This is a genomic window from Rhodanobacter soli (assembly GCF_040548735.1).
GTDB lineage: Bacteria > Pseudomonadota > Gammaproteobacteria > Xanthomonadales > Rhodanobacteraceae > Rhodanobacter > Rhodanobacter soli_A.
In genome coordinates this window covers 1-18,358 of the sequence record NZ_JBEPSD010000002.1, presented here as the reverse complement: position 1 = coordinate 18,358, position 18,358 = coordinate 1, and the positions used below count along the sequence as shown (strand labels likewise).

Sequence of the window (18,358 nt, the reverse complement as noted above, 5' to 3'; positions counted from 1 at the left end):
GGAAGTCCCGGTGCGCAGTGATTCCTCCTCCCCCATTCGTCACTTGTGGACCCCGCCCGATCGCAGGACGATCGGCGCTTCATTCGCGTTGACAAGGAGACGTAGATGCGCGCTTCACGACTATCCGTACTGGTCGCCGGGCTGTGCCTGGCCTTCGCCGCCCAGGCGGCCGACACCGATACCTGGAAGCTGCCGGTCGCGGTGAAGAAACTCGACAACGGCCTCACCGTGGTGGTTTCCGAAGACCACAGCTCGCCCACCGTCGGCATCAGCATGGTCTACCACGTCGGCATGCGGCTGGAACCGCAGAATCGCACCGGCTTCGCCCACCTGTTCGAGCACCTGATGTTCGAAGGCACGCCGGACGCACCCAAGGGCACCTTCGAGCGCGTGATCCAGGGCGGCGGTGGCGTGTTCAACGGCTCCACCCGCGCCGACTACACCAACTACATCGCCTCCGCGCCATCGTCCGCGCTGGCGCCGATCCTGTGGTTGGAAGCGGACCGCATGAAGTCACTCGACTTCAGCGCGAAGAACCTCGCCAACCAGCAGAACGTGGTGAAGGAGGAGATCCGCGTCAACGTGAAGAACCAGCCCTACGGCCTGTTCTTCTGGACCGACCTCAACCGCCTCGCGCTCGACAAGTGGGCCAACAACCACGACGGCTACGGCTCGTTCAAGGACCTGGACCACGCCAGCATCACCGACGTGAAGACCTTCCACGACACCTTCTACCAGCCGGCCAACGCGGTGCTCGGCATCGCCGGCGACGTCACGCCGGAGCAGGCCTTCGCGCTGGCGCAGAAATATTTCGGCAGCCTGCCCGCCCGCACGTTGCCGCCGCGGCCGGACGTCTCCGAACCGCTGAACACCAAGCCGCGTCATGAGGAACAGACCGATGCGCTGGCCAAGGTGCCGGCGTTGGCGATCGGCTGGAAGATGCCCGCGCGCGGCAGCAAGGACCAGATCCCGATGATGGTGCTGTCGCAATTGCTGGTCGGCGACGACGCCTCGCGGTTTTACCAGGGCCTGGTCAAGGGCCGCGAGCTGCTGCTCAACATCCAGGGCGGTGTGAACTTCCCGCTCGGCGACGGCAGCGACTACGCCGGCCCGACCCTGCTGGGCCTGTTCGCGCTGTACAAACCCAACGCCACGCCGGACCAGGTACTGGCCGCGATCGACGAGGAGATCGGCAAGGTCGCCAGCGACGGCGTCGACGACGCCACCCTGGCCCGGGTGAAAACCAAGATGCTGTCGGACTGGTACGGCGGGCTGGAATCCTTCCTCGGCCGCGCCGACACGCTGGCCAAGCTGCAGACGCTGTGGGGCGACGCCAACGTCGCCAACCGGATGCCCGGCTGGATCGAGGCGGTGAACTCCGATGACATCAAGCGCGTCGCCCGCGCCTATCTCACCGATGCCAACCGCAGCGTGATCGTGCGTCGCCCGGTCGCCGCCGCCCCTGCCGCCAAGACAGCCAAGTGAGGACCGCCATGAAGACGAACACGACGTTCAAGACGCTCGCCCTCGCGCTCGGCCTGGCCCTGGCCGGCGTCGCCCAGGCATCCACCGCGCCGCTGCCGAAGGACCTGCCCGCCTACGGCCCGGACAAGCCGCTGCCGGTTCCGCAGATCGCCCAGCGCACCCTGCCGAACGGACTCACCGTGTGGGTGGTGCCGCGCGACGGCCTGCCCAAGGTCAACGTGGCGCTGTCCGTGCTCGGCGGTACCGCCGCCGACGACGCCGCCACGCCGGCACTTTCACGGATGATGGCGCGCCTGCTCAACGAAGGCACCGGCAGCCGCAGTTCGCGCGACATCGCCGAGGAGTTGCAGGCGATCGGTGGCGACTACGGCGCCGGTGCCGAGGCGGACGCGATCAATATCCGCGCCAGCGCGCTGGCCTCGCATGCGTCGCGCCTGCTGGAACTCGTCGCCGACACCGCGCTGCATTCGACCTTTCCCGCCAAGGAGGTCACCCTGGCCAAGGCGAACGCGCTGCAGGACCTGAAGGTACAGCAGGCCGATCCGGACTGGCAGGCGCAGCGCGCCTTCGGCCATGCCGCGTACGGCGATCATCCGTACTCACGCGACTCGCTCACCGAAGCCAGCGTGGAGGCGGCCTCGCCCGATGCGTTGAGAGCATTGCACGACGCCCGCTTCCGGCCGGATCGCGCCCTGCTGGTGATCGTCGGACGGATCGATGCCGACACGGCGTTCCGCCTGGCCGAGCAACAGTTCGGCAACTGGAAGGCCAGTGGCACGGCACTCGCCGATACCGCGCCGGCCCCGCGCACGGCGGCACCGCAACGGCTGATCGTGCCGCGGGCCGGCGCCGTGCAAAGCAATATCCGCTATGGCCGTCCCGCCGTACCGGCCAATGATCCGGACTACATCCCGCTGACCGTGGCCAACACCATCCTGGGCGGCGGCTTCACCAGCCGTATTACCCAGGACATCCGCGAGGACAAGGGCTACTCGTACAGCCCGTGGTCGCGCTTCAGCGCCAACCGTGTCGGCGGCAGTGCCGTGGCCACGGTCGACGTGCGCAACGAGGTCACCGGCGCCACCCTGGCCGAACTGGCCAAGCTATACGGCAGCATGGCCAGCCAGCCGGCCAGTGCGGAAGAACTCACCGGCGCCAAGCGCCTGGTCGGCGGCATCTACCTGCTGCGCAACCAGATCCAGGGCGCGCTGACTGGCACGCTGGCGAACTACTGGGTAGATGGCCTGCCGCCGAGCTTCCTGGGCAGCTACGTGGCCGAGGCGAACAAAGTCACCACGGAACAGGTGCAGGCGATGGGGCGCAAGTACTTCGCCGCGAAAGACCAGAGCATCGTGATCGTCGGCGACCCCAAGGCGATCGACGCCCAGCTGAAACCGTATGGCACGTTCGTGGCGTTCAAGCCCTGAAGAGCGAAGAGCGACCCCACCCCGGCCCTCCCCTGCGACCGAAGGAAGTCCCTTTGGGGCAAGCAGGGGAGGGAGCAAAGAGCCGCGCGCTCGCCTCCTTACTCGGCAACGGGGAGTAATGACGCTGCACGTTCGGTCCCTCCCCCTGCGCAGTAGGGGGAGGTCAGGAAGGGGTGGCTTTTGACTTTGTAGTGAAGAGCGACCCACCCCTGCATGCAAGGAAGGAGCAGGAGCAGGCTCACAACAACGGCAAGATGTGCTCGCGGCTCAGCCGCGCCACCGGCACATCGGGGGCAGCCGGGTCGATCCAGCGCAGTTCCGCGATCTCGGCCTGTGCCACGATCGCACCGCGTACTTCCACCATGTAGACGGCTGCCTCGACCACATGATCCGGCTCGTTCGCCGCCGGCGCGCTGCAATGGCACAGCAGGCGGGCCGAGTCGCGCACCAGTTCGCAACCCAGTTCCTCGTGCAGTTCGCGCGCCAGCGTGGCCAGTTCATCCGCATCGCCGGGATCGCGCTTGCCGCCAGGCTGCTGGAACACCGCGGCACCATGCTTGCGCACCAGCAGGCTGCGTCCCGCCGCATCGCGTATCACCGCAGCCACGATGTGGATGACCCGTTCCGCCACACTCACAGCCGCGTGTACGACCACGACTGCATGCGGCCGCCTTTGTACGGCATCACGCCATGGAACGGCCGTGGGTCGGCGTCGAACACCAGCGGCAGGAAATGACGATCGCCCTCCCACATCGGCAGGGTCAGCAACCGCTCCAGCGCCACCCATTCCAGCGTGCCTTCGTGATTGACCATGAACGGCGTGCCGCTGTAGCGATCGATCACGAAGATGAAACCGAGCCAGTCCTCGCCGTGCTTGCCGAAACCGGGCCAGTTCAAGGTACCGCGCAACTGCATCGACTCGCACTCGATGCCGGCCTCCTCGCGGATCTCGCGGCGCATGCAGGCGGCAATGTCCTCGCCAGGCTCCATCTTGCCGCCCAGGCCGTTGTATTTGCCCAGGTGCAGGTCATCCGGGCGGGCGTTGCGGTGAATCATCAGCACTTCGCTGCGGTCGGGCGACAACACATAGCCGAGAGTCGCCACTATCGGGGTATAGGGCATGGGCGGGCACCACGGAAAAATCCAAGTTTAGCGGCAGCAGGTATCCGGCGCAGTCCCGGCGACGGACTTGCACCCGCGCGGCTGGGCAGCGACCATCGTCGGATGCGCCCATCCGTTTCGCCGCCATCCCACCCCTTTCCCGCACAACGGCTATGGCGCGTGCTGCAGCACGTGCTGTTGCCCTTGCTGCTGCTCGTCGGCGTACCCGGCTGCGCGCCGACCGCACGGGCGCTGGACAGTCGCGAGCTGGCGTTCGAGGGCCAGAACTACCGTGTCGTGCACGTGAATCTGAAACGCGAACGACTGACCCTGCACTGGCGCGAACCCGCCAGCGGCCAGCCGTTCGGCAGTATCGAAACGCTGCGCCAGTGGGGCGAGCAGCGCGGCCAGCGGCTGCTGTTTGCCGCCAACGCCGGCATCTACGACCACAAGTTCGCGCCGCTCGGCCTGTACGTGGAAAACGGCAGGACCGTGGTGCCGCTGAACCTCGCGCACGGCAATCCCGCCTCGGGCAATTTCTCGCTGCTGCCGAACGGCGTGTTCGCGGTGTATCCGGACGGGCATGCCGCGGTGCGCACCAGCGCCGCGTTCAAGGCCGAAGGGGCGAGCGCGCAGTGGGCCACCCAGTCCGGGCCGATGTTGCTGATCGACGGCAAGCTCAACGAACAGTTCATCGATGACTCGTCCAGCCTGAAATGGCGCAGCGGCGTCTGCGCGAAAACCCCGACCGACGTGGTGTTCGCCGTGAGCGAGGCCCCGGTGAACTTCCATACGTTTGGACGGCTGTTCCGCGACGAGCTGGGTTGCCGCGATGCGCTCTACCTGGACGGCAGCATCTCGCAGCTGTACGTCGACGGCGAAGGCTACGCCGGCGCGCCGGCCTTCATGGTCAAGCCGTACGCCGGCATCTTCGCGGTATTCGCCAAGCCATGACGACCCGCCGCTGGCGTGTCCTGCGCACCCTGCTGCTGGCCTTGATGGCGCTGTTGCTGGTGGCCTTCCTCGCGTTCTGGTGGCTGCTCGCCGGCAGCCGCGCCCGGCTCGACGGAGCCCGCCAGGCCGCAGGTCTCACCGCAGCGGTCAGCGTCGGCCGCGATGCGCTGGGCACGGTCACCATCGAGGGAAAGAACCGCACGGACATCAGCTACGCGCTCGGCTACGTGCACGCGCAGGAACGCTTCTTCGCGATGGACCTGATGCGCCGCGTGAGCGCCGGCGAATTGTCCGCCCTGGTCGGACCGGCCGCGTTGAAGGTCGACCTCAACCATCGCCGGCATCGCCTGCGCGCCGTCGCCGAAGCCGCTTACGCGCAATTGCCTCCGGAACAGCGCTACGGACTCGACCGCTACCGCGACGGCGTCAACGCCGGCCTTGCCGATCTGCGCGTGCGGCCGTGGGAATACCTGCTGCTGGGCAGCCGGCCGCAGCCGTGGCGATCGGAGGACAGCGTGCTGGTGATCGCCGCGATGTACCTCGACCTCAACAGCGATGGCCGCAACGAGCGCGAGTTGCGCTTTGCGCAGATGCGCGCAGTGCTGCCCGGTCCACTGGTGGATTTCCTGCTGGCGCCCGACCCCGACTGGGAGGCCCCGCTGAGCGGCCGGCTGTCGCGACCGCCGGTGATCCCGCCAGCCAGCGTGTTCGATCTGCGCCAGCTCGCGCCGTCGCCCCACTCGCCGACGCTGGCCGCCGCATTGGCGCCGGCGCTCGATGCAGCGCGACCCGGCAGCAACAGCTTCGCGGTGGCCGGCGCACTCACCGGCAGCGGTGCCGCGATGCTGGCGAACGACATGCACCTGGGCCTGCGCGTGCCGAACATCTGGTTCCGCACCCGCCTGCGCTATCCCGACGCCAACGCCCCGGACGGCCAGCGCGACGTCAACGGCGTGAGCCTGCCCGGCACGCCGGCGATGATCGTCGGTTCCAACGGCCAGATCGCCTGGGGCTTCACCGACAGCTACGGCGACTGGCAGGACTGGGTGCGCGTGCTGCGTGATCCCACCGATCCCACGCGCTACAAGACACCGGATGGCTGGGCCAGCATCGAAAGCCACGACGAACACATCCAGGTCAAGGGCCAGCCGGATACCATCCTCAGGGTCGAAGACACCCGCTGGGGCCCGATCATGGGCCAGGATGCCGACGGCACGCCGCTGGCGCTGGCCTGGATCGGCGGCCGAGCGCACGGCTACAACGTCGAACTGATGCAGCTGGAACGCACGCCCGACGTGGCCGGCGCGCTGGACCTGGCGCCCCGGCTCGGCATGCCCCCGCAGAACCTGCTGGTCGCCGACAGCACCGGGCACATCGGCTGGACCATCGCCGGCAACAGCATCCCGCTGCGCGCCGGCATCGATCCGCTGCTGCCGTCGGACTGGTCGAAACCCGGCAGCGGCTGGCAGGGCTGGGCCGCGCCGGCGCGCTACCCGCGCATCGAAAACCCGGGCGAAGGCCGGCTGTGGACAGCGAACAACCGCACCGTCGACGGCGACGCGCTGGCCCTGCTCGGCAACGGCGGTCACGACCTCGGCGCGCGCGCGCAGCAGATCCGCGACGACCTGCGCGCCCGTGCCAGCTTCACGCCCGGCAGCCTGCTCGACATCCAGCTGGACGACCGCGCGGTGTTCCTCACCCATTGGCAGCGCCTGCTGCAGGACACCCTGGCCGACAGCACCGACCCATCACTGCAGCAACTGCGCCAGCTCACCGCGCGCTGGCAGGAACGCGCCGCCGTCGACAGCGTCGACTACCGCCTGGTGCGCGCGTTCCGCGACCAGGTGGGCAAAGCCGTGCTGGCCCCGTTCGCGGCACGGGTGAAGCAGCGCTACCCGGACTTCAGCTGGCCCGGCGAGAACAGCGCCGAGGCGGCCGTGTGGATGCTGGTCCGCGCCCAGCCCGCGTATCTGCTCGATCCAAAATATCCCGACTGGCACGCCCTGCTCACCGATGCCGCCCGCCAGGTGGTGGCCGAACTCGGCCGGCAACCCGGCGGCCTCGCCGCGCGCAGCTGGGGCGAACGCAACCGCGCCGCCATCCGCCATCCGCTGTCAGCCGCACTGCCGTCCTGGCTCGGCCGTTTCATCGACATGCCGGACCAGCCCATCCCCGGCGACAACAACATGCCGTACGTCGCCTCGCCCGGTTTCGGCGCCTCCGAACACCTGGACGTGTCGCCCGGCCACGAGGCCCACGGCATCCTCAACATGCCCGGCGGCCAGAGCGACCACCCGCTGTCGCCGTACTTCGGCGCAGGGCACGAGGATTGGGTCGAAGGCCGGCCCACGCCGCTGCTGCCGGGCAAGCTCCAGCACACCCTGACCCTGGAGCCGGCAGTGGCCCGGCGATAACGCTCAGCGCGCATCCGGCCGCAAGCCACTCGCGCAGAGGGTTTTCACCGAGGAATCCGCTGGCGCTCCGCTCATGCCAGCATGCGCTCGCACACCGCGCGATACAGCTGCGGCAACTGCTCCAGTTCCGCCAGCGCGACGCATTCGTCGACCTTGTGGATGGTTGCATTGACCGGACCGACCTCCACCACCTCGGTGCCCATCGGCGCGATGAAGCGGCCGTCGGAGGTGCCGCCGCCAGTGCTTTGCTCGGGATCGATGCCATACAGCTCGCGGCACACCGCCACCACCGCCTGGCGCAGCACGCCACCGGGCGGGGTGAGGAACGGCTCTCCGGTCAGGCTCCAGTCAAGCGTGCAGTCCAGGCTGTGCCGCTGCAGGATCGCCTCGGTGCGCGCGCGCAGGTCTTCCGCACGACTGGCGGTGCAGTAGCGGAAGTTGATCCATGCGGTGAGCTCGCCGGGAATGACGTTGTTGGCGCCAGTGCCGGCGTTGAGATTGGAGACCTGGAACGAGGTGGGCGGGAAGTCGCTGTTGCCCTCGTCCCAGCGTGTGGCGACAAGTTCCGCCAGCGCAGGCGCGAACGCGTGGATCGGATTCAGCGCCTTCTCCGGATACGCCACATGACCTTGCACGCCATGCACGCTGAGCATGGCCGACAGCGAGCCGCGCCGACCCACGCGGATCAGGTCGCCCAGCCTTTCCTTCGCTGACGGTTCACCGACCACGCACCAGTCGATCTGCTCGCCGACGGCACGGAAGCGTTCCACCACCCTGCGCACGCCGTCGAGGTTGACCGGGCCCTCCTCGTCGCTGGTCAGCAGTAACCCGACCCGGCCGCGATGGCCGGGGTACGTCGCCACGAACTCCTCCAGTGCCACCACCATCGCCGCCACCGAACCTTTCATGTCGGCGACGCCACGGCCGTATAGACGGCCATCGCGGATGGTCGGTTCGAACGGCGGACTCTGCCATGCCGCTTCCGGGCCGCTCGGCACCACGTCGGTGTGGCCGAGGAAGATCAGCGTGGGGCCGCCCGTGCCGTGCGTGGCCCACAGGTTGTCCACCTCGCCGTAGCGCAGGTGCTCGATACGAAAGCCCGCACGTATCAGCCGTTCGCCGATCAACGGCAGGCAACCGGCGTCTTCCGGCGTCACCGAGCGGCGGCGGACCAGGTCACAGGTGAGATCGAAAACTTCGGACATGGGTACTCACGCAGCGCAACGTTGGGCGATGACGCAGCATACCAACGCTATGCCAGCGCGACACCCAGCAGGTGGCCTATGCCGTAGGTGATGGCGGCAGCCGCGGTGGTGATGCCGAACTGGCGCGCGATCGAGAACAGCATGCTGCGCCCGGTGAACAGCGAGGTGCCGATGCCGATCATGGCCAGGCCGACGGCGGTGGCGCACACGCTGGCCAGCAGGGCGGCGCCACCGCCAAGAAAGAAGTACGGCGCCACCGGAAACAGCGCGCCGCAGGCGAACAGGCAGAACGACGAGATCGCCGCGCCCCAGGCCGAGCCACCCAGTTCGCCCGGGTCGACGCCCAGATCCTCGCGCACCAGCATGTCCAGCGCCGCACGCGGCGTCTCGGCGATGTGTCCGGCCAGGTGCTCGGCCGCGGCCGGCTCCAAGCCCTTGTCACGATAGATGCCGGCGATATGCTGCAGCCCGTCCTCCGGCGACACCGCGAGCCGCTCTGCACGTTCGGTGATCTGTGCCTGATAGAACTCGCGCGAGCTGTTCACCGACAACCACTCGCCGAGGGCCATCGAACAGGCACCCGCGACCAGTCCGGCCAGGCCAGCCAGCAACACCGCACGATCGCCCGAGGCGGCACCAGCCATGCCCATCACCAGGCTGACGTTGGAGACCAGCCCGTCGTTGGCGCCCAGCACGGCCGCACGCAACGTGTTGCCGCTCTGCGTGCGATGGCGGTGCCCGCGCGCACCGATCTCCCGCAACGGAGTGAAATGATCGCGATGATTGCTGCGGTCGACCGGCGTGGCATCGTGGTCGGCGTGTTCCAGGCGCACCACCGTCGGCATCACGAACTCGGTGCCGAAGCGCTGCGCGAACCAGCTCAGCGCACGCACTCGCAGGCCGATCCGCGGCGGCGGCACGGCTTCACCCATCTCGCGCAGGCGCGCCTCCCAGAACTCCGCGTTGGTCCGTTCGCCCGCGGCGATGCGCCGGTAGACGTGGCCCAACCGCGCATCGGTGGCCAGCTCGGCCAGCCGCGCGTAGAGCGCTGCGTTGTCGCGTTCGATGCGCAGGTTGCCGCGGAACCGTCGCGCCCGGGGATGGCCCGTCCCGGTGCTCTTGTCGTCAATCATCGAGTTCGTCGTCGCGCTGTCCCAGGCAGATCAGTGCGGCCAGCAGCACCACCACGAAGCGGAAGGCGCTGGCCAGGCCGTTCCACTGCGTGGACATCCACATGCCGAACCATTCACCGCCAATCGCCATGAAGCCGCCCAGCCACAACAGCACGCCGACCGTCAGCCCGGCCACGGCGAGCCGCCCGGCGCGACGGAACGTCGCCGCAGGCGCACGACGCGCACGCCACATGCGCCAGGCACCCGCTCCGCACAGCACCGCGGCCAGCGTCTCGACGGCGATGATCAGCACGTAGGCGGCGTGTTGCAGCAGCGGCGCGTGGATCGCGCGGTAATGGATGCCGGCGTCGGGAAAGATCGAGTCCATCGCCAGCACGTGCTGCACGAAGACCAGGTTGCTGCCGTAGTCGGTGATGTTGCCGAACGCGACCAGCGCCAGCCACAGCGCGATCGTCGCCGTCAGCAGGATCTTCGAAAGGCGCGTCGACATCTCAGCGGCCGAACAGTTTCTTGAAGCCGTTGTCGGTGAAGCCCACACTCACCGTGCCATCGGGCTGTACCACGACCGGGCGGCGGATCAGCGCGGGGTATTCCTTCAGCAGCAAGGTCCACTCCGGATCGCTGCCCGGGTTCTTGCGCTGCGGCAACAGGTTGCGCCAGGTGGTGGACGACTTGTTCACCAGTTTTTCCCAGCCGCCGAGCTGCGCCGCCCAGTCCTTCAGCGTCGCCGCCGGTACCGGGTTGGCGCGGTAGTCGACGAAGTCGTGCGCCACCTCGAAGCGGGCGAGCCAGTTGCGTGCCTTCTTGCAGGTGTCGCAATTCGGCAGTCCATACACGACAGGATTCATTCGCCGCTCCGCAGCAGTTCGTTGATGCTGGTCTTGCTGCGGGTCTTCGCGTCCACCTGCTTGACGATGACCGCCGCGTACAGGCTGTGGCTGCCGTCCTTTGCCGGCAGGCTGCCGGCCACCACCACGCTGCCGGCCGGCACACGGCCGTAGCTGACCTCGCCGGTGGCGCGGTTGTAGATGCGGGTGGACTGACCGAGGAACACACCCATGCCGATCACGCTGCCCTTTTCCACCACCACGCCCTCGACCACTTCGGAGCGCGCGCCGATGAAGCAGTTGTCCTCGATGATGGTGGGATTGGCCTGCAGCGGCTCCAGCACGCCGCCGATGCCGACGCCGCCGGACAGGTGCACGCCGGCGCCGATCTGCGCGCAGGAACCCACCGTGGCCCAGGTGTCGATCATGCTGCCGGCACCGACGTAGGCACCGATGTTGACGTAGCTGGGCATCAGCACCGCATCCTTCGCGATGTGCGCGCCACGGCGCACCAGCGCACCGGGCACCACGCGTGCGCCGAGTTGCTGCAGTTCGGCGTCGTTGCCGTGGGCGAATCGCAGCGGCACCTTGTCGAACGCCTGCGCCGGGCCGCCGTCGACCACGCGGTTGTCATTGATGCGGAAGTACAGCAGCACCGCCTTCTTGATCCACTGGCTCACCTTCCAGCCGCCCTGGCCATCCGGCTCGGCGACACGGCGCTCGCCGGATTCGAGCAGATCGAGCACCTGGTCGATGGCGGGCCGCAGATGGGTTTCGATCTCGGCCTGGGTCAGCGCGTTGCGGCGCTCGAAGGCGTCGTCGATCAGGGTTTCGATGGCTTGCATGGGATTCATTCGCTGGTGACGGTCGGTCGGCCGGGGCTGGCCGCAAAGAGTACATGCTGCAGTCATGTTGCCGCAGCCGCGTTCATCCGCGTACGGCACGCGTCGGATGAAACCGCACGCATGTCCATTCTTCCACACCCTGCCCCGGCGCCGGAAATGAGCCGCTTTGAAGCCGCCGTTTCCGCATCCTTGGGCGCCAGGGCACGGGTGTCGCCGGGTGCAGCGCGACCCTGTGCGTTTTCACCGCTTCGAAACGGCGGGTGTGTCCATCATTCGCCGCAGCCCGCATGGCGAAGGCTGGTCGCAGCGCTGTCCGCTGTTCACGCCGTCGCAACGCGAAGCTCCAACCCGCCCAGTTGTCGCAGGGAGATCGCATCATGCACGATCAGATCAGCGAAGGTTTCATGGTATTCGTCTCCGACGGGGCCGAAGGCGTCGGCTCGGTCCGCGAGATCAGGCACGGCCTGCCCGAGTTGCTTGTCTACATCGAGAACGCGGGCGATTTCGTGATCCCGCTTTCGGCAGTGAAAGCCGTCCATTCCGACAAGGTCATCCTGGACTTCGACCACCTGGACCTGCGCCTGCGCGATGCCATCCGCCACGCGCGCGACTCGGAAGATCCGGACTACGTATCGCCCGCTTCGGAAGATGAATAGGACCGTCTCCCCGCAGGCGCACCTGACCCGGTTTGCCGATAGGATGGCGCGTGTTCGCGGGTGCGCTTGACTGGAAAGGCATGATCGACAAAGACGAGGAAAGGCTGAACCGCCAGCTCGACCGGTTCGAGCGGGAACTGCCGAAACGGGTCAGCCGGAGCATCCGATGGCTGCGGGAGCCTTCCTCGCGCTGGGTGCGCATTCCCGTGGGACTCCTACTCATCGCAGGAGGGATTTTCAGCATCCTGCCCCTGCTTGGCATGTGGATGTTGCCGCTGGGCCTGTTGCTGCTGGCGCAAGACCTGCCCTTCCTGCGTCGCCCGATGCGGCGGGCGCTGCTCTGGGTGGAGCGGCGCTGGGTCCGCTGGAAGCGGTCGCGGCGGCGCCGAACCGGATAATCGCCGGGACATGCCACCCGCCGAACACGGCCGCGGCTTGGCTTTACCGCAGCCGATTATCTCGGCCTGCCGAAATTCGGCGCGTTTCATCGCATGAGCATATCCATGGCCGGCGCCATGGCCAGTTGTCCCATGTCGATTAAAAAGGGACCCGGCGACTGGTTTTGCGCGAATAATTTGTGATAATGGAAGAATCCCACCTGGAAGGCGGTGCAAGACCATGGCGCAATATAATCTTGAGTCTTTGTTGGCACCGATCGGAGATGAATCTCCGGCAGGCGACGATCTGGAATACGACGCCGAGTTTCTCGCACTCGAACGCGCCGCCGCACCGAAGGCCGAACGCGCCATTGGCGACAGCGTCAAGGCGGCCGAGGAACCCGATTGGGACAAGGTCGCCGAACTGGCCCGGGCCGTACTGGGACGGTCCAAGGACCTGCGCGCCGCCGTCCACCTCACCACGGCCTGGACGCGCACGTCCGGCATGCCCGGGTGGAACGCGGGCCTCAGCCTGATTCGCGGCCTGCTCGAACACTTCTGGGACAGCGTGCATCCGCAACTGGATGCCGAAGACGACAACGACCCGACCATGCGCGTCAATTCGGTGGTTCCGCTTGGCGACCTGCAGGGGGTATTGGGATATTTCCGCACGACACCTTTCGTGCAATCGCCGCGCCTGGGCCGATTCGATTTGCGCGACCTGCGCATCGCCAATGGCACGCTGAAAGTCACCGCCACGGAAGGCGAGCCGCAGGCGAGCCTGACCGAGATCGAAGCCTGTTGCATGGATTGCGCCGAGGACGAACTGGTGGCCGTGACCGCCGCCATCAGCCAGTCACTGGAAAACGCCAAGGCGATCGACGGCATTTTCAACGACCGGGTCGGCACGGCCGGGCCGGATTTCAAGAACCTGCTCAGCGAAATCTATGAACTGAAGAAGTTTCTGGAACCGCAGCTCGCGCGCCGCCTGCCGGCGGAAGGCTCCGCCGAAGACGGCGAGGCCGGTGAAGAGGGTACCGGCGGAGGCGGCGGTGTGCGTGCCTCCAATGGCGCGATTGCCGGCCCGCAGGACGTGATGCGGCGCATCGACGAGCTGTGCGATTACTACACCCGCAACGAACCATCGAGCCCGGTACCGCTGCTGTTGCGTCGTGCGCAACGGTTGGTCGGCATGGACTTCATGGACCTGCTGAAGGACCTCGCGCCCGGCGGCATTTCGGAACTGCGCGTGGTTTCCGGGACACCCGACGAATAAGCCTCTTCGCCATCCCGGGGCGATGGCCCCGGGAGTGACGGCTCAGTACACGCCCTTGCAGCTGGTCGCGCCGGGGCGCACGAACAACTGGCGCACCGAAGGGTCCCAGCTCAGTGAAAGCCCCCCCGGCAGCCCGGCCGTAATGCCGGCCGAGGCGATCTGGCTGATCGGCCCGACCGAAACGGCATGGCCGTCGCCGAATATCGCCTTCGCACTGATCGCGTAACTGACCGGGTCCGTGCAGCTTGCCGTGTCGACCTGCTGCGAGACCGTGCCGTTGCCGGTGAAATCCGGCATCGTCCCTGCAACCGGCGGCATGACCTGGTCGGCGCCCTTGCCCGCGCGGCATGTGGCGGTCAACGTGTAGCTCACCGATACCTTGGCCGAAGGCGCCACCTCCACCGCAGCGACGGCCTCCGGTTGCGCCTTGCAACCGACCAGGAACGCCTTGTGCTTCGGCACCACGTGCAGCACGTAGCTACCCGACTGGAGCCGGGCGTCGCCGGCCAGTTTCAGTTCGATGCGATTCGGCGATATGCCGGTCACGCTGGGTTGCACTTCCTGTCGCCGGCCCTGCGCATCGGTCGCGGTGATCGCGGGATCCTCGCACTGCGCATCGAGCAGGTTCGCGCCGACCAGGGCGAAGCTCATCTCCTTGCTGCCGTTGCGCAACACGAACAGCGGCCGGTGATCCGCCGTCTCGACGCCATCGATGACCGGCGGCAGCTTGGCCGAGCCGGACACGGCGGCAACCTGCGCAACGGTGCTGCCCAGCGCATCGGCCATCGCATTCGCATCGGCGTCCAGGCAACCCTTGCTCGCATCCAGGAAGGCCTTGATCCGCTGAACCACCGCATGGGCGCGATAAGCGCTCGCCTTGGCGTTGGCGTCGAGGATATCGAGCGGCTTGCCCGCATCCCCGCCGAGCGTCTTGCGCAGCGTATCGGCCATGCCGGCAAGACGTTCACCGGTGGCGCCGAGGCTGGAAGCCGGCAGGCCGACTGCACGGGCAGCCAACTCGTGTTGGGCCACCTCGAGTTCGGCGACGACGGTGGTCCCGGTCAGCCGCGGGGCAATCTGCGCTGCCGCCGAGCCGGCAAGGCCCGGCGCGAGCAGCCCGAACAGGATGCTTGCACCGAGTCTGCGCATGCTCATCGGCGCACGTTCATCATCATGCGTACCATGCCTACGGTATCGCCGCCCTCGCAGTCGAGCTGATCCGGCTGGTCGGGATCGCAACCGGCCTGCTGATCGGCCGGCAAGCGCACGCCGGATGGCACGATGCCATAGGAGCGGTAGTTTGCCGTGATCACGCTCGGGTCGACGTACGAATCGCCGTGGTTGCCGTTCTGCGCACTGCCCGCGCCCGATGCGGTGGGTACGTTGACGGCCAGGCCGCCGCCCAGCGGCAGCAGGTTGCCGCCGCTGTCGACGGCGTAGAAGTAGGCCGGCGGCATGCCGATATTGGCGACCGTCTGCAGGCCGGTACCGATCACGTAGATCGGCGCCGCACCGGTGCCCATGCGGCCCGTCGAGCCCCACGTGCCCATGCCGTTGTACACCGGCGTGGTGCCGAGCTGGAACAGGTCGCCGTTGGTCACGGACAGGTAGAACGCCGAGGTGCCGGCATTCACCGTGAACGCGCTGCCAGCCACCGACGCCAGCGTCAGCGCCTTGTTGTTGGTCATGCTGAAGCCGGCCGGCGACGAGAAGTTGCCGAGGGTATCGACCATGTTGTTGACGCGACGGGTGGCGCTGCCCAGCGTGGTTCCGCTCGCAGCACTTCCGCTCAACGTGGCCGCGGTGATCAAGCCGCCGGAGCCTTCGCTGATCGCACCGGCCGAATTCAGCGTGGTCTGCGTGCCACTCACCGCACCATTGATCGTCAGGCCGCCGGCGGTCGTGGACAGCGTAGTGCTCGAGCCGCCAGCGACCGGACCGTCCACCGTCAATGCCTGGGCATTGGTCAGAGCGAAGCCCGCTGCCGTGAAGCTGCCCAGCGTACCGATGTGGTTGGGTCCGTTCAGCGCGGTTGCCCCACCCGACTGGCCAGTCAGCGTGCTGGCGGTGATGCTGCCGGCTGCGCCCTGACTGATCGTACCGGCCGACTTCAACGTCGTCGTGGTGCCGATGATCGCACCATTGATTATCAGGTCACCGGCGGTCGTGGTCAGCGCCACGCTGGGGCCGCCATCGAGCGGACCCACGACCGTCAGCGTCTGGGCATTGGTCAGGCTGAAGTCGGACGTGAAGCTGCCCAGGGTGTTGATGTGGTTATTGCCATCCAGCGTGGCGTTGCCGATCGAATGGCCGGTCAGCAGGTTTGCCGTGATGCTGCCACCGGCGCCTTCGGTGATGGCGGCAGCGGAATGCAGCGTGGTCGTCGTGCCGACGACCGCGCCGTTGATCGCCAGGTCGCCTGTGGTCGTCGTCAGTGCAGTGCTGGCGCCGCCATTGACCGGGCCGCTTACCGTCAATGCCTGCGCATTGGTCAGGGCGAAATTCGCCGCGCTGAAGTTGCCCAGCGTGCCGACATGGTTCGTCCCGTTCAGCGCTGTCGCGCCGATCGACTGACCGACCAGAGTGCCAGCGACAATATTGCCACCCGCGCCCTCACTGATCGCGCCGGCCGACTTCAGCGTGGTCGTGGTGCCGCTGACCGCGCCGTTGATCGCCAGATCGCCCGTGGTCGTCGTCAGCGCGGTGCTGGCGCCGCCATTGACCGCACCGCTTACCGTCAATCCCTGTGCGTTGGTCAGGGCGAAGTTCGCGGCGTTGAAGCTGCCCAGGGCACCAATGTGGTTGGCTCCGTTCAGCGCAGTCGCACCACCTGACTGGCCGGTCAGCGTGGCGGCAGTAATGCTGCCACCCGCACCCTCGCTGATCGCGCCGGCCGATTTCAGTGTCGTCGTGGTGCCACTGACCGTGCCATTGACGGCCAGGTTGCCCGCGGTCGTCGTCAGCGCCACGCTGGCGCCGCCGTTGAGGGGGCCGTTCACCATCAACGCCTGGCCGTTGGTGAAGCTGAAGCCCGTGCTGCTGAACGCACCCAGCGCCGCCACCTTGTTCGCCTGGTTCAGCGTCGTGCTGCCCACGGCACTGCCGCTCAGCGTAGCCGCCGTGATGACGCCGCCGCCCTGACTGATGCTGCCTCCGGAAACCAGCGCTACCGTAGAGCCCTGGAGATTTTTCGACAACGCCAGGTTGCCGGCTGAAGTCAGCGCAACGGTATCTCCGGCAAGGTTCGCATTCACGACCAGCGCGCCGCCGGTCGTCTCCAGGTCGATGTCCCCTGCGTTGCCGGTCGTCGTCAGTGGGCCGTTCACCGTCAATGCCTGTGCATTGACCAAGCTGAAGTTTGCCGCACTGAAGCTGCCCAGCGTGCCGATCTTGTTGGCCCGGTTGAGCGTCGTGTTGCCCACCGAGCTGCCCGTCAACGTGCCGGCCGTGATGATGCCTGCGCCCTGACTGATGGCTGCGCCGCTCACCAGGTTCAGCGTCCCCGCGGCAGTCACATTGCTGTTCAACGTCACGCCGCCCTGCCCGGCCAGCGACACATTGGCGCCGCTCAAGGCACCCGGCGTGGTCAACGACCCGCCGCTGGAGACCAGGGTCAGATTCGCGGTACCGGTATCGATGGCACCGGCCGGCAGGGTCAGCACCCCGCCGGCGATCAGGCTCACCGCGCCATTGGCGCCATTGGCCAGGCCGGCAATGGCAAGATTGTTGGCGTCGGTGATCTGCACGCCGGTACCGGTGGCCGTCACCGCACCACCGAAGTCGTTACTGGCGTTGGTCAGCGCAATCGCCGCGCTGCCCGCGTTGATCGTGCTGCTGCCGGTCACGTGCAAGGCACCGGTCTGGCCAATCGCACCGTTGTTGCTGGTGGCAGCCAAGTTGCCGGTGACCGTGCCGCTACCCAGGTTCAGCGCGCCATGGCTGACCGCCGTCAGAGCGCCGGTGCCCAGCGTGCCCAGGGTCAGTGCGCTCGCATCGGTGATCTGCGTGGCGCCACCGGCCAGGTTCACCGTACCGGCGAAGTCGTTACCGGTGTTGGTCAGCGTGATCGCAGCGCTGCCCGCGTTGAGCGTGCTGCTGCCGGTCACGGCCAGCGCACCGCCCTGGCTGATCGCGCCGTTGTTGCTGGTCGCCGACAGGTTGCCGCCAACCGTGCCGCTGCCCAGGTTCAAGGCGCCATGGCTGATGGCCGTCAGCGCCCCCGTAGCCAACGTGCCCAGTGTCAACGCGTTCGCATCGGTGATCTGCGTGGTACCGCCGGTCAGGCTCACCGCGCCGGTGAAGTCGTTGCCGGTGTTGGCCAGTGTGATCGCGCCGCTGCCTGCATTGAGCGTGCTACTGCCGGACACGGCCAATGCGCCGCTCTGGCTGATCGCGCCGTTGTTGCTGGTCGCCGCCAGGTTGCCACCGACGTTGCCGCCGCCCAGGTTCAGCGCACCTGTGCTGATGGCTGTCAGCGCACCCGTGCCCAGCGCGCCCAAGGTCAGCGCATTCTTGTCGGTGATCTGCGTCGCGCCGCCGGTCAGACTCACCGCGCCGGTGAAATCGTTGCCGGTGTTGGCCAGTGTGATCGCGCCGCTGCCTGCATTGAGCGTGCTACTGCCGGACACGGCCAATGCGCCGCTCTGGCTGATCGCGCC

Annotated in this window: 16 protein-coding genes; 7 read left to right on the top strand and 9 right to left on the bottom strand. The window is 67.5% G+C overall.

Annotation, left to right across the window (positions count from 1 at the left end; translation table 11 throughout):
- The first annotated feature begins 105 nt into the window (after window positions 1-105).
- Window positions 106-1,485 carry a M16 family metallopeptidase gene (locus ABIE04_RS10820; RefSeq protein ID WP_354549916.1) on the top strand — a complete coding sequence of 460 codons (1,380 nt, stop codon included), beginning with the start codon at window positions 106-108 and terminating at the stop codon, window positions 1,483-1,485.
- 8 nt (window positions 1,486-1,493) lie between these two features.
- Complete coding sequence (locus ABIE04_RS10815) at window positions 1,494-2,912, top strand: M16 family metallopeptidase (protein WP_354549914.1); 1,419 nt, start codon at window positions 1,494-1,496, stop codon at window positions 2,910-2,912.
- Between the two features lie 238 nt (window positions 2,913-3,150).
- Here ABIE04_RS10815 and ABIE04_RS10810 read toward each other — a convergent pair whose 3' ends face one another.
- Window positions 3,151-3,549, bottom strand: a complete 399-nt coding sequence (locus ABIE04_RS10810) for an NUDIX hydrolase (RefSeq protein ID WP_354551429.1) — start codon at window positions 3,547-3,549, stop codon at window positions 3,151-3,153.
- Entirely contained in the window at window positions 3,546-4,034 is a 489-nt protein-coding gene (locus tag ABIE04_RS10805) for an NUDIX hydrolase (RefSeq protein WP_354549912.1), read from the bottom strand. The genes ABIE04_RS10810 and ABIE04_RS10805 overlap by 4 nt, the downstream gene beginning before the upstream one ends.
- Before the next feature lie 102 nt (window positions 4,035-4,136).
- On the opposite strand from ABIE04_RS10805, the gene ABIE04_RS10800 reads away from it, so the two are divergent.
- Both ABIE04_RS10800 and ABIE04_RS10795 read left to right on the top strand, forming a co-directional pair.
- On the top strand, window positions 4,137-4,967 hold the full coding sequence (locus tag ABIE04_RS10800) for a phosphodiester glycosidase family protein (protein WP_436410378.1): 831 nt from the start codon (window positions 4,137-4,139) through the stop codon (window positions 4,965-4,967).
- Window positions 4,964-7,381 carry a penicillin acylase family protein gene (locus ABIE04_RS10795; protein ID WP_354549910.1) on the top strand — a complete coding sequence of 806 codons (2,418 nt, stop codon included), beginning with the start codon at window positions 4,964-4,966 and terminating at the stop codon, window positions 7,379-7,381. Before ABIE04_RS10800 ends, ABIE04_RS10795 begins: the two co-directional genes overlap by 4 nt.
- 71 nt (window positions 7,382-7,452) lie before the next feature.
- Here the strand turns inward: ABIE04_RS10795 and dapE are convergent, their stop codons facing one another.
- The 5 genes from dapE to dapD are packed head-to-tail and all read right to left on the bottom strand — an operon-like array spanning window position 7,453 to window position 11,391.
- Window positions 7,453-8,586: a succinyl-diaminopimelate desuccinylase gene (dapE, locus tag ABIE04_RS10790; protein ID WP_354549908.1), complete on the bottom strand. Its 1,134-nt coding sequence runs from the start codon at window positions 8,584-8,586 to the stop codon at window positions 7,453-7,455.
- 47 nt (window positions 8,587-8,633) lie between these two features.
- Window positions 8,634-9,719, bottom strand: a complete 1,086-nt coding sequence (locus tag ABIE04_RS10785) for a VIT1/CCC1 transporter family protein (protein ID WP_354549906.1) — start codon at window positions 9,717-9,719, stop codon at window positions 8,634-8,636.
- Complete coding sequence (locus ABIE04_RS10780; protein ID WP_354549904.1) at window positions 9,712-10,209, bottom strand: DUF2165 family protein; 498 nt, start codon at window positions 10,207-10,209, stop codon at window positions 9,712-9,714. Before ABIE04_RS10780 ends, ABIE04_RS10785 begins: the two co-directional genes overlap by 8 nt.
- A 1-nt stretch (window position 10,210) precedes the next feature.
- Window positions 10,211-10,567, bottom strand: a complete 357-nt coding sequence (locus ABIE04_RS10775; protein WP_354549902.1) for a Spx/MgsR family RNA polymerase-binding regulatory protein — start codon at window positions 10,565-10,567, stop codon at window positions 10,211-10,213.
- Window positions 10,564-11,391, bottom strand: a complete 828-nt coding sequence (gene dapD, locus ABIE04_RS10770) for a 2,3,4,5-tetrahydropyridine-2,6-dicarboxylate N-succinyltransferase (protein WP_354549900.1) — start codon at window positions 11,389-11,391, stop codon at window positions 10,564-10,566. The genes ABIE04_RS10775 and dapD overlap by 4 nt, the downstream gene beginning before the upstream one ends.
- Window positions 11,392-11,678: 287 nt before the next feature.
- Between dapD and ABIE04_RS10765 the strand changes: the two genes are divergently transcribed.
- From ABIE04_RS10765 to tssA, 3 genes are all read left to right on the top strand, one after another.
- Window positions 11,679-12,047 carry a hypothetical protein gene (locus tag ABIE04_RS10765; RefSeq protein ID WP_436410377.1) on the top strand — a complete coding sequence of 123 codons (369 nt, stop codon included), beginning with the start codon at window positions 11,679-11,681 and terminating at the stop codon, window positions 12,045-12,047.
- Window positions 12,048-12,127: 80 nt separating this feature from the next.
- Window positions 12,128-12,445, top strand: a complete 318-nt coding sequence (locus ABIE04_RS10760; protein ID WP_354549898.1) for a hypothetical protein — start codon at window positions 12,128-12,130, stop codon at window positions 12,443-12,445.
- 220 nt (window positions 12,446-12,665) lie between these two features.
- Window positions 12,666-13,700 (top strand): type VI secretion system protein TssA, encoded by a 1,035-nt coding sequence (gene tssA, locus ABIE04_RS10755; protein WP_354549896.1) that lies wholly within the window; start codon window positions 12,666-12,668, stop codon window positions 13,698-13,700.
- Between the two features lie 42 nt (window positions 13,701-13,742).
- Here the strand turns inward: tssA and ABIE04_RS10750 are convergent, their stop codons facing one another.
- Complete coding sequence (locus tag ABIE04_RS10750) at window positions 13,743-14,855, bottom strand: hypothetical protein (RefSeq protein WP_354549894.1); 1,113 nt, start codon at window positions 14,853-14,855, stop codon at window positions 13,743-13,745.
- The coding region (locus ABIE04_RS10745; RefSeq protein WP_436410376.1) for a beta strand repeat-containing protein at window positions 14,852-18,358 on the bottom strand (3,507 nt) is incomplete at its 5' end. The genes ABIE04_RS10750 and ABIE04_RS10745, both read right to left, overlap by 4 nt.

What these genes read in the sequence shown, in the direction of transcription:
- ABIE04_RS10750 (WP_354549894.1), bottom strand. Translation starts at nt 14,855, where the DNA reads ATGAGCATGCGCAGACTCGGTGCAAGCATCCTGTTCGGGCTGCTCGCG.
- ABIE04_RS10820 (WP_354549916.1), top strand. Translation starts at nt 106, where the DNA reads ATGCGCGCTTCACGACTATCCGTACTGGTCGCCGGGCTGTGCCTGGCC.
- dapD (WP_354549900.1), bottom strand. Translation starts at nt 11,391, where the DNA reads ATGCAAGCCATCGAAACCCTGATCGACGACGCCTTCGAGCGCCGCAAC.
- ABIE04_RS10760 (WP_354549898.1), top strand. Translation starts at nt 12,128, where the DNA reads ATGATCGACAAAGACGAGGAAAGGCTGAACCGCCAGCTCGACCGGTTC.
- dapE (WP_354549908.1), bottom strand. Translation starts at nt 8,586, where the DNA reads ATGTCCGAAGTTTTCGATCTCACCTGTGACCTGGTCCGCCGCCGCTCG.
- ABIE04_RS10815 (WP_354549914.1), top strand. Translation starts at nt 1,494, where the DNA reads ATGAAGACGAACACGACGTTCAAGACGCTCGCCCTCGCGCTCGGCCTG.
- ABIE04_RS10775 (WP_354549902.1), bottom strand. Translation starts at nt 10,567, where the DNA reads ATGAATCCTGTCGTGTATGGACTGCCGAATTGCGACACCTGCAAGAAG.
- ABIE04_RS10780 (WP_354549904.1), bottom strand. Translation starts at nt 10,209, where the DNA reads ATGTCGACGCGCCTTTCGAAGATCCTGCTGACGGCGACGATCGCGCTG.
- ABIE04_RS10795 (WP_354549910.1), top strand. Translation starts at nt 4,964, where the DNA reads ATGACGACCCGCCGCTGGCGTGTCCTGCGCACCCTGCTGCTGGCCTTG.
- tssA (WP_354549896.1), top strand. Translation starts at nt 12,666, where the DNA reads ATGGCGCAATATAATCTTGAGTCTTTGTTGGCACCGATCGGAGATGAA.
- ABIE04_RS10785 (WP_354549906.1), bottom strand. Translation starts at nt 9,719, where the DNA reads ATGATTGACGACAAGAGCACCGGGACGGGCCATCCCCGGGCGCGACGG.
- ABIE04_RS10765 (WP_436410377.1), top strand. Translation starts at nt 11,679, where the DNA reads ATGGCGAAGGCTGGTCGCAGCGCTGTCCGCTGTTCACGCCGTCGCAAC.
- ABIE04_RS10805 (WP_354549912.1), bottom strand. Translation starts at nt 4,034, where the DNA reads ATGCCCTATACCCCGATAGTGGCGACTCTCGGCTATGTGTTGTCGCCC.
- ABIE04_RS10800 (WP_436410378.1), top strand. Translation starts at nt 4,137, where the DNA reads ATGCGCCCATCCGTTTCGCCGCCATCCCACCCCTTTCCCGCACAACGG.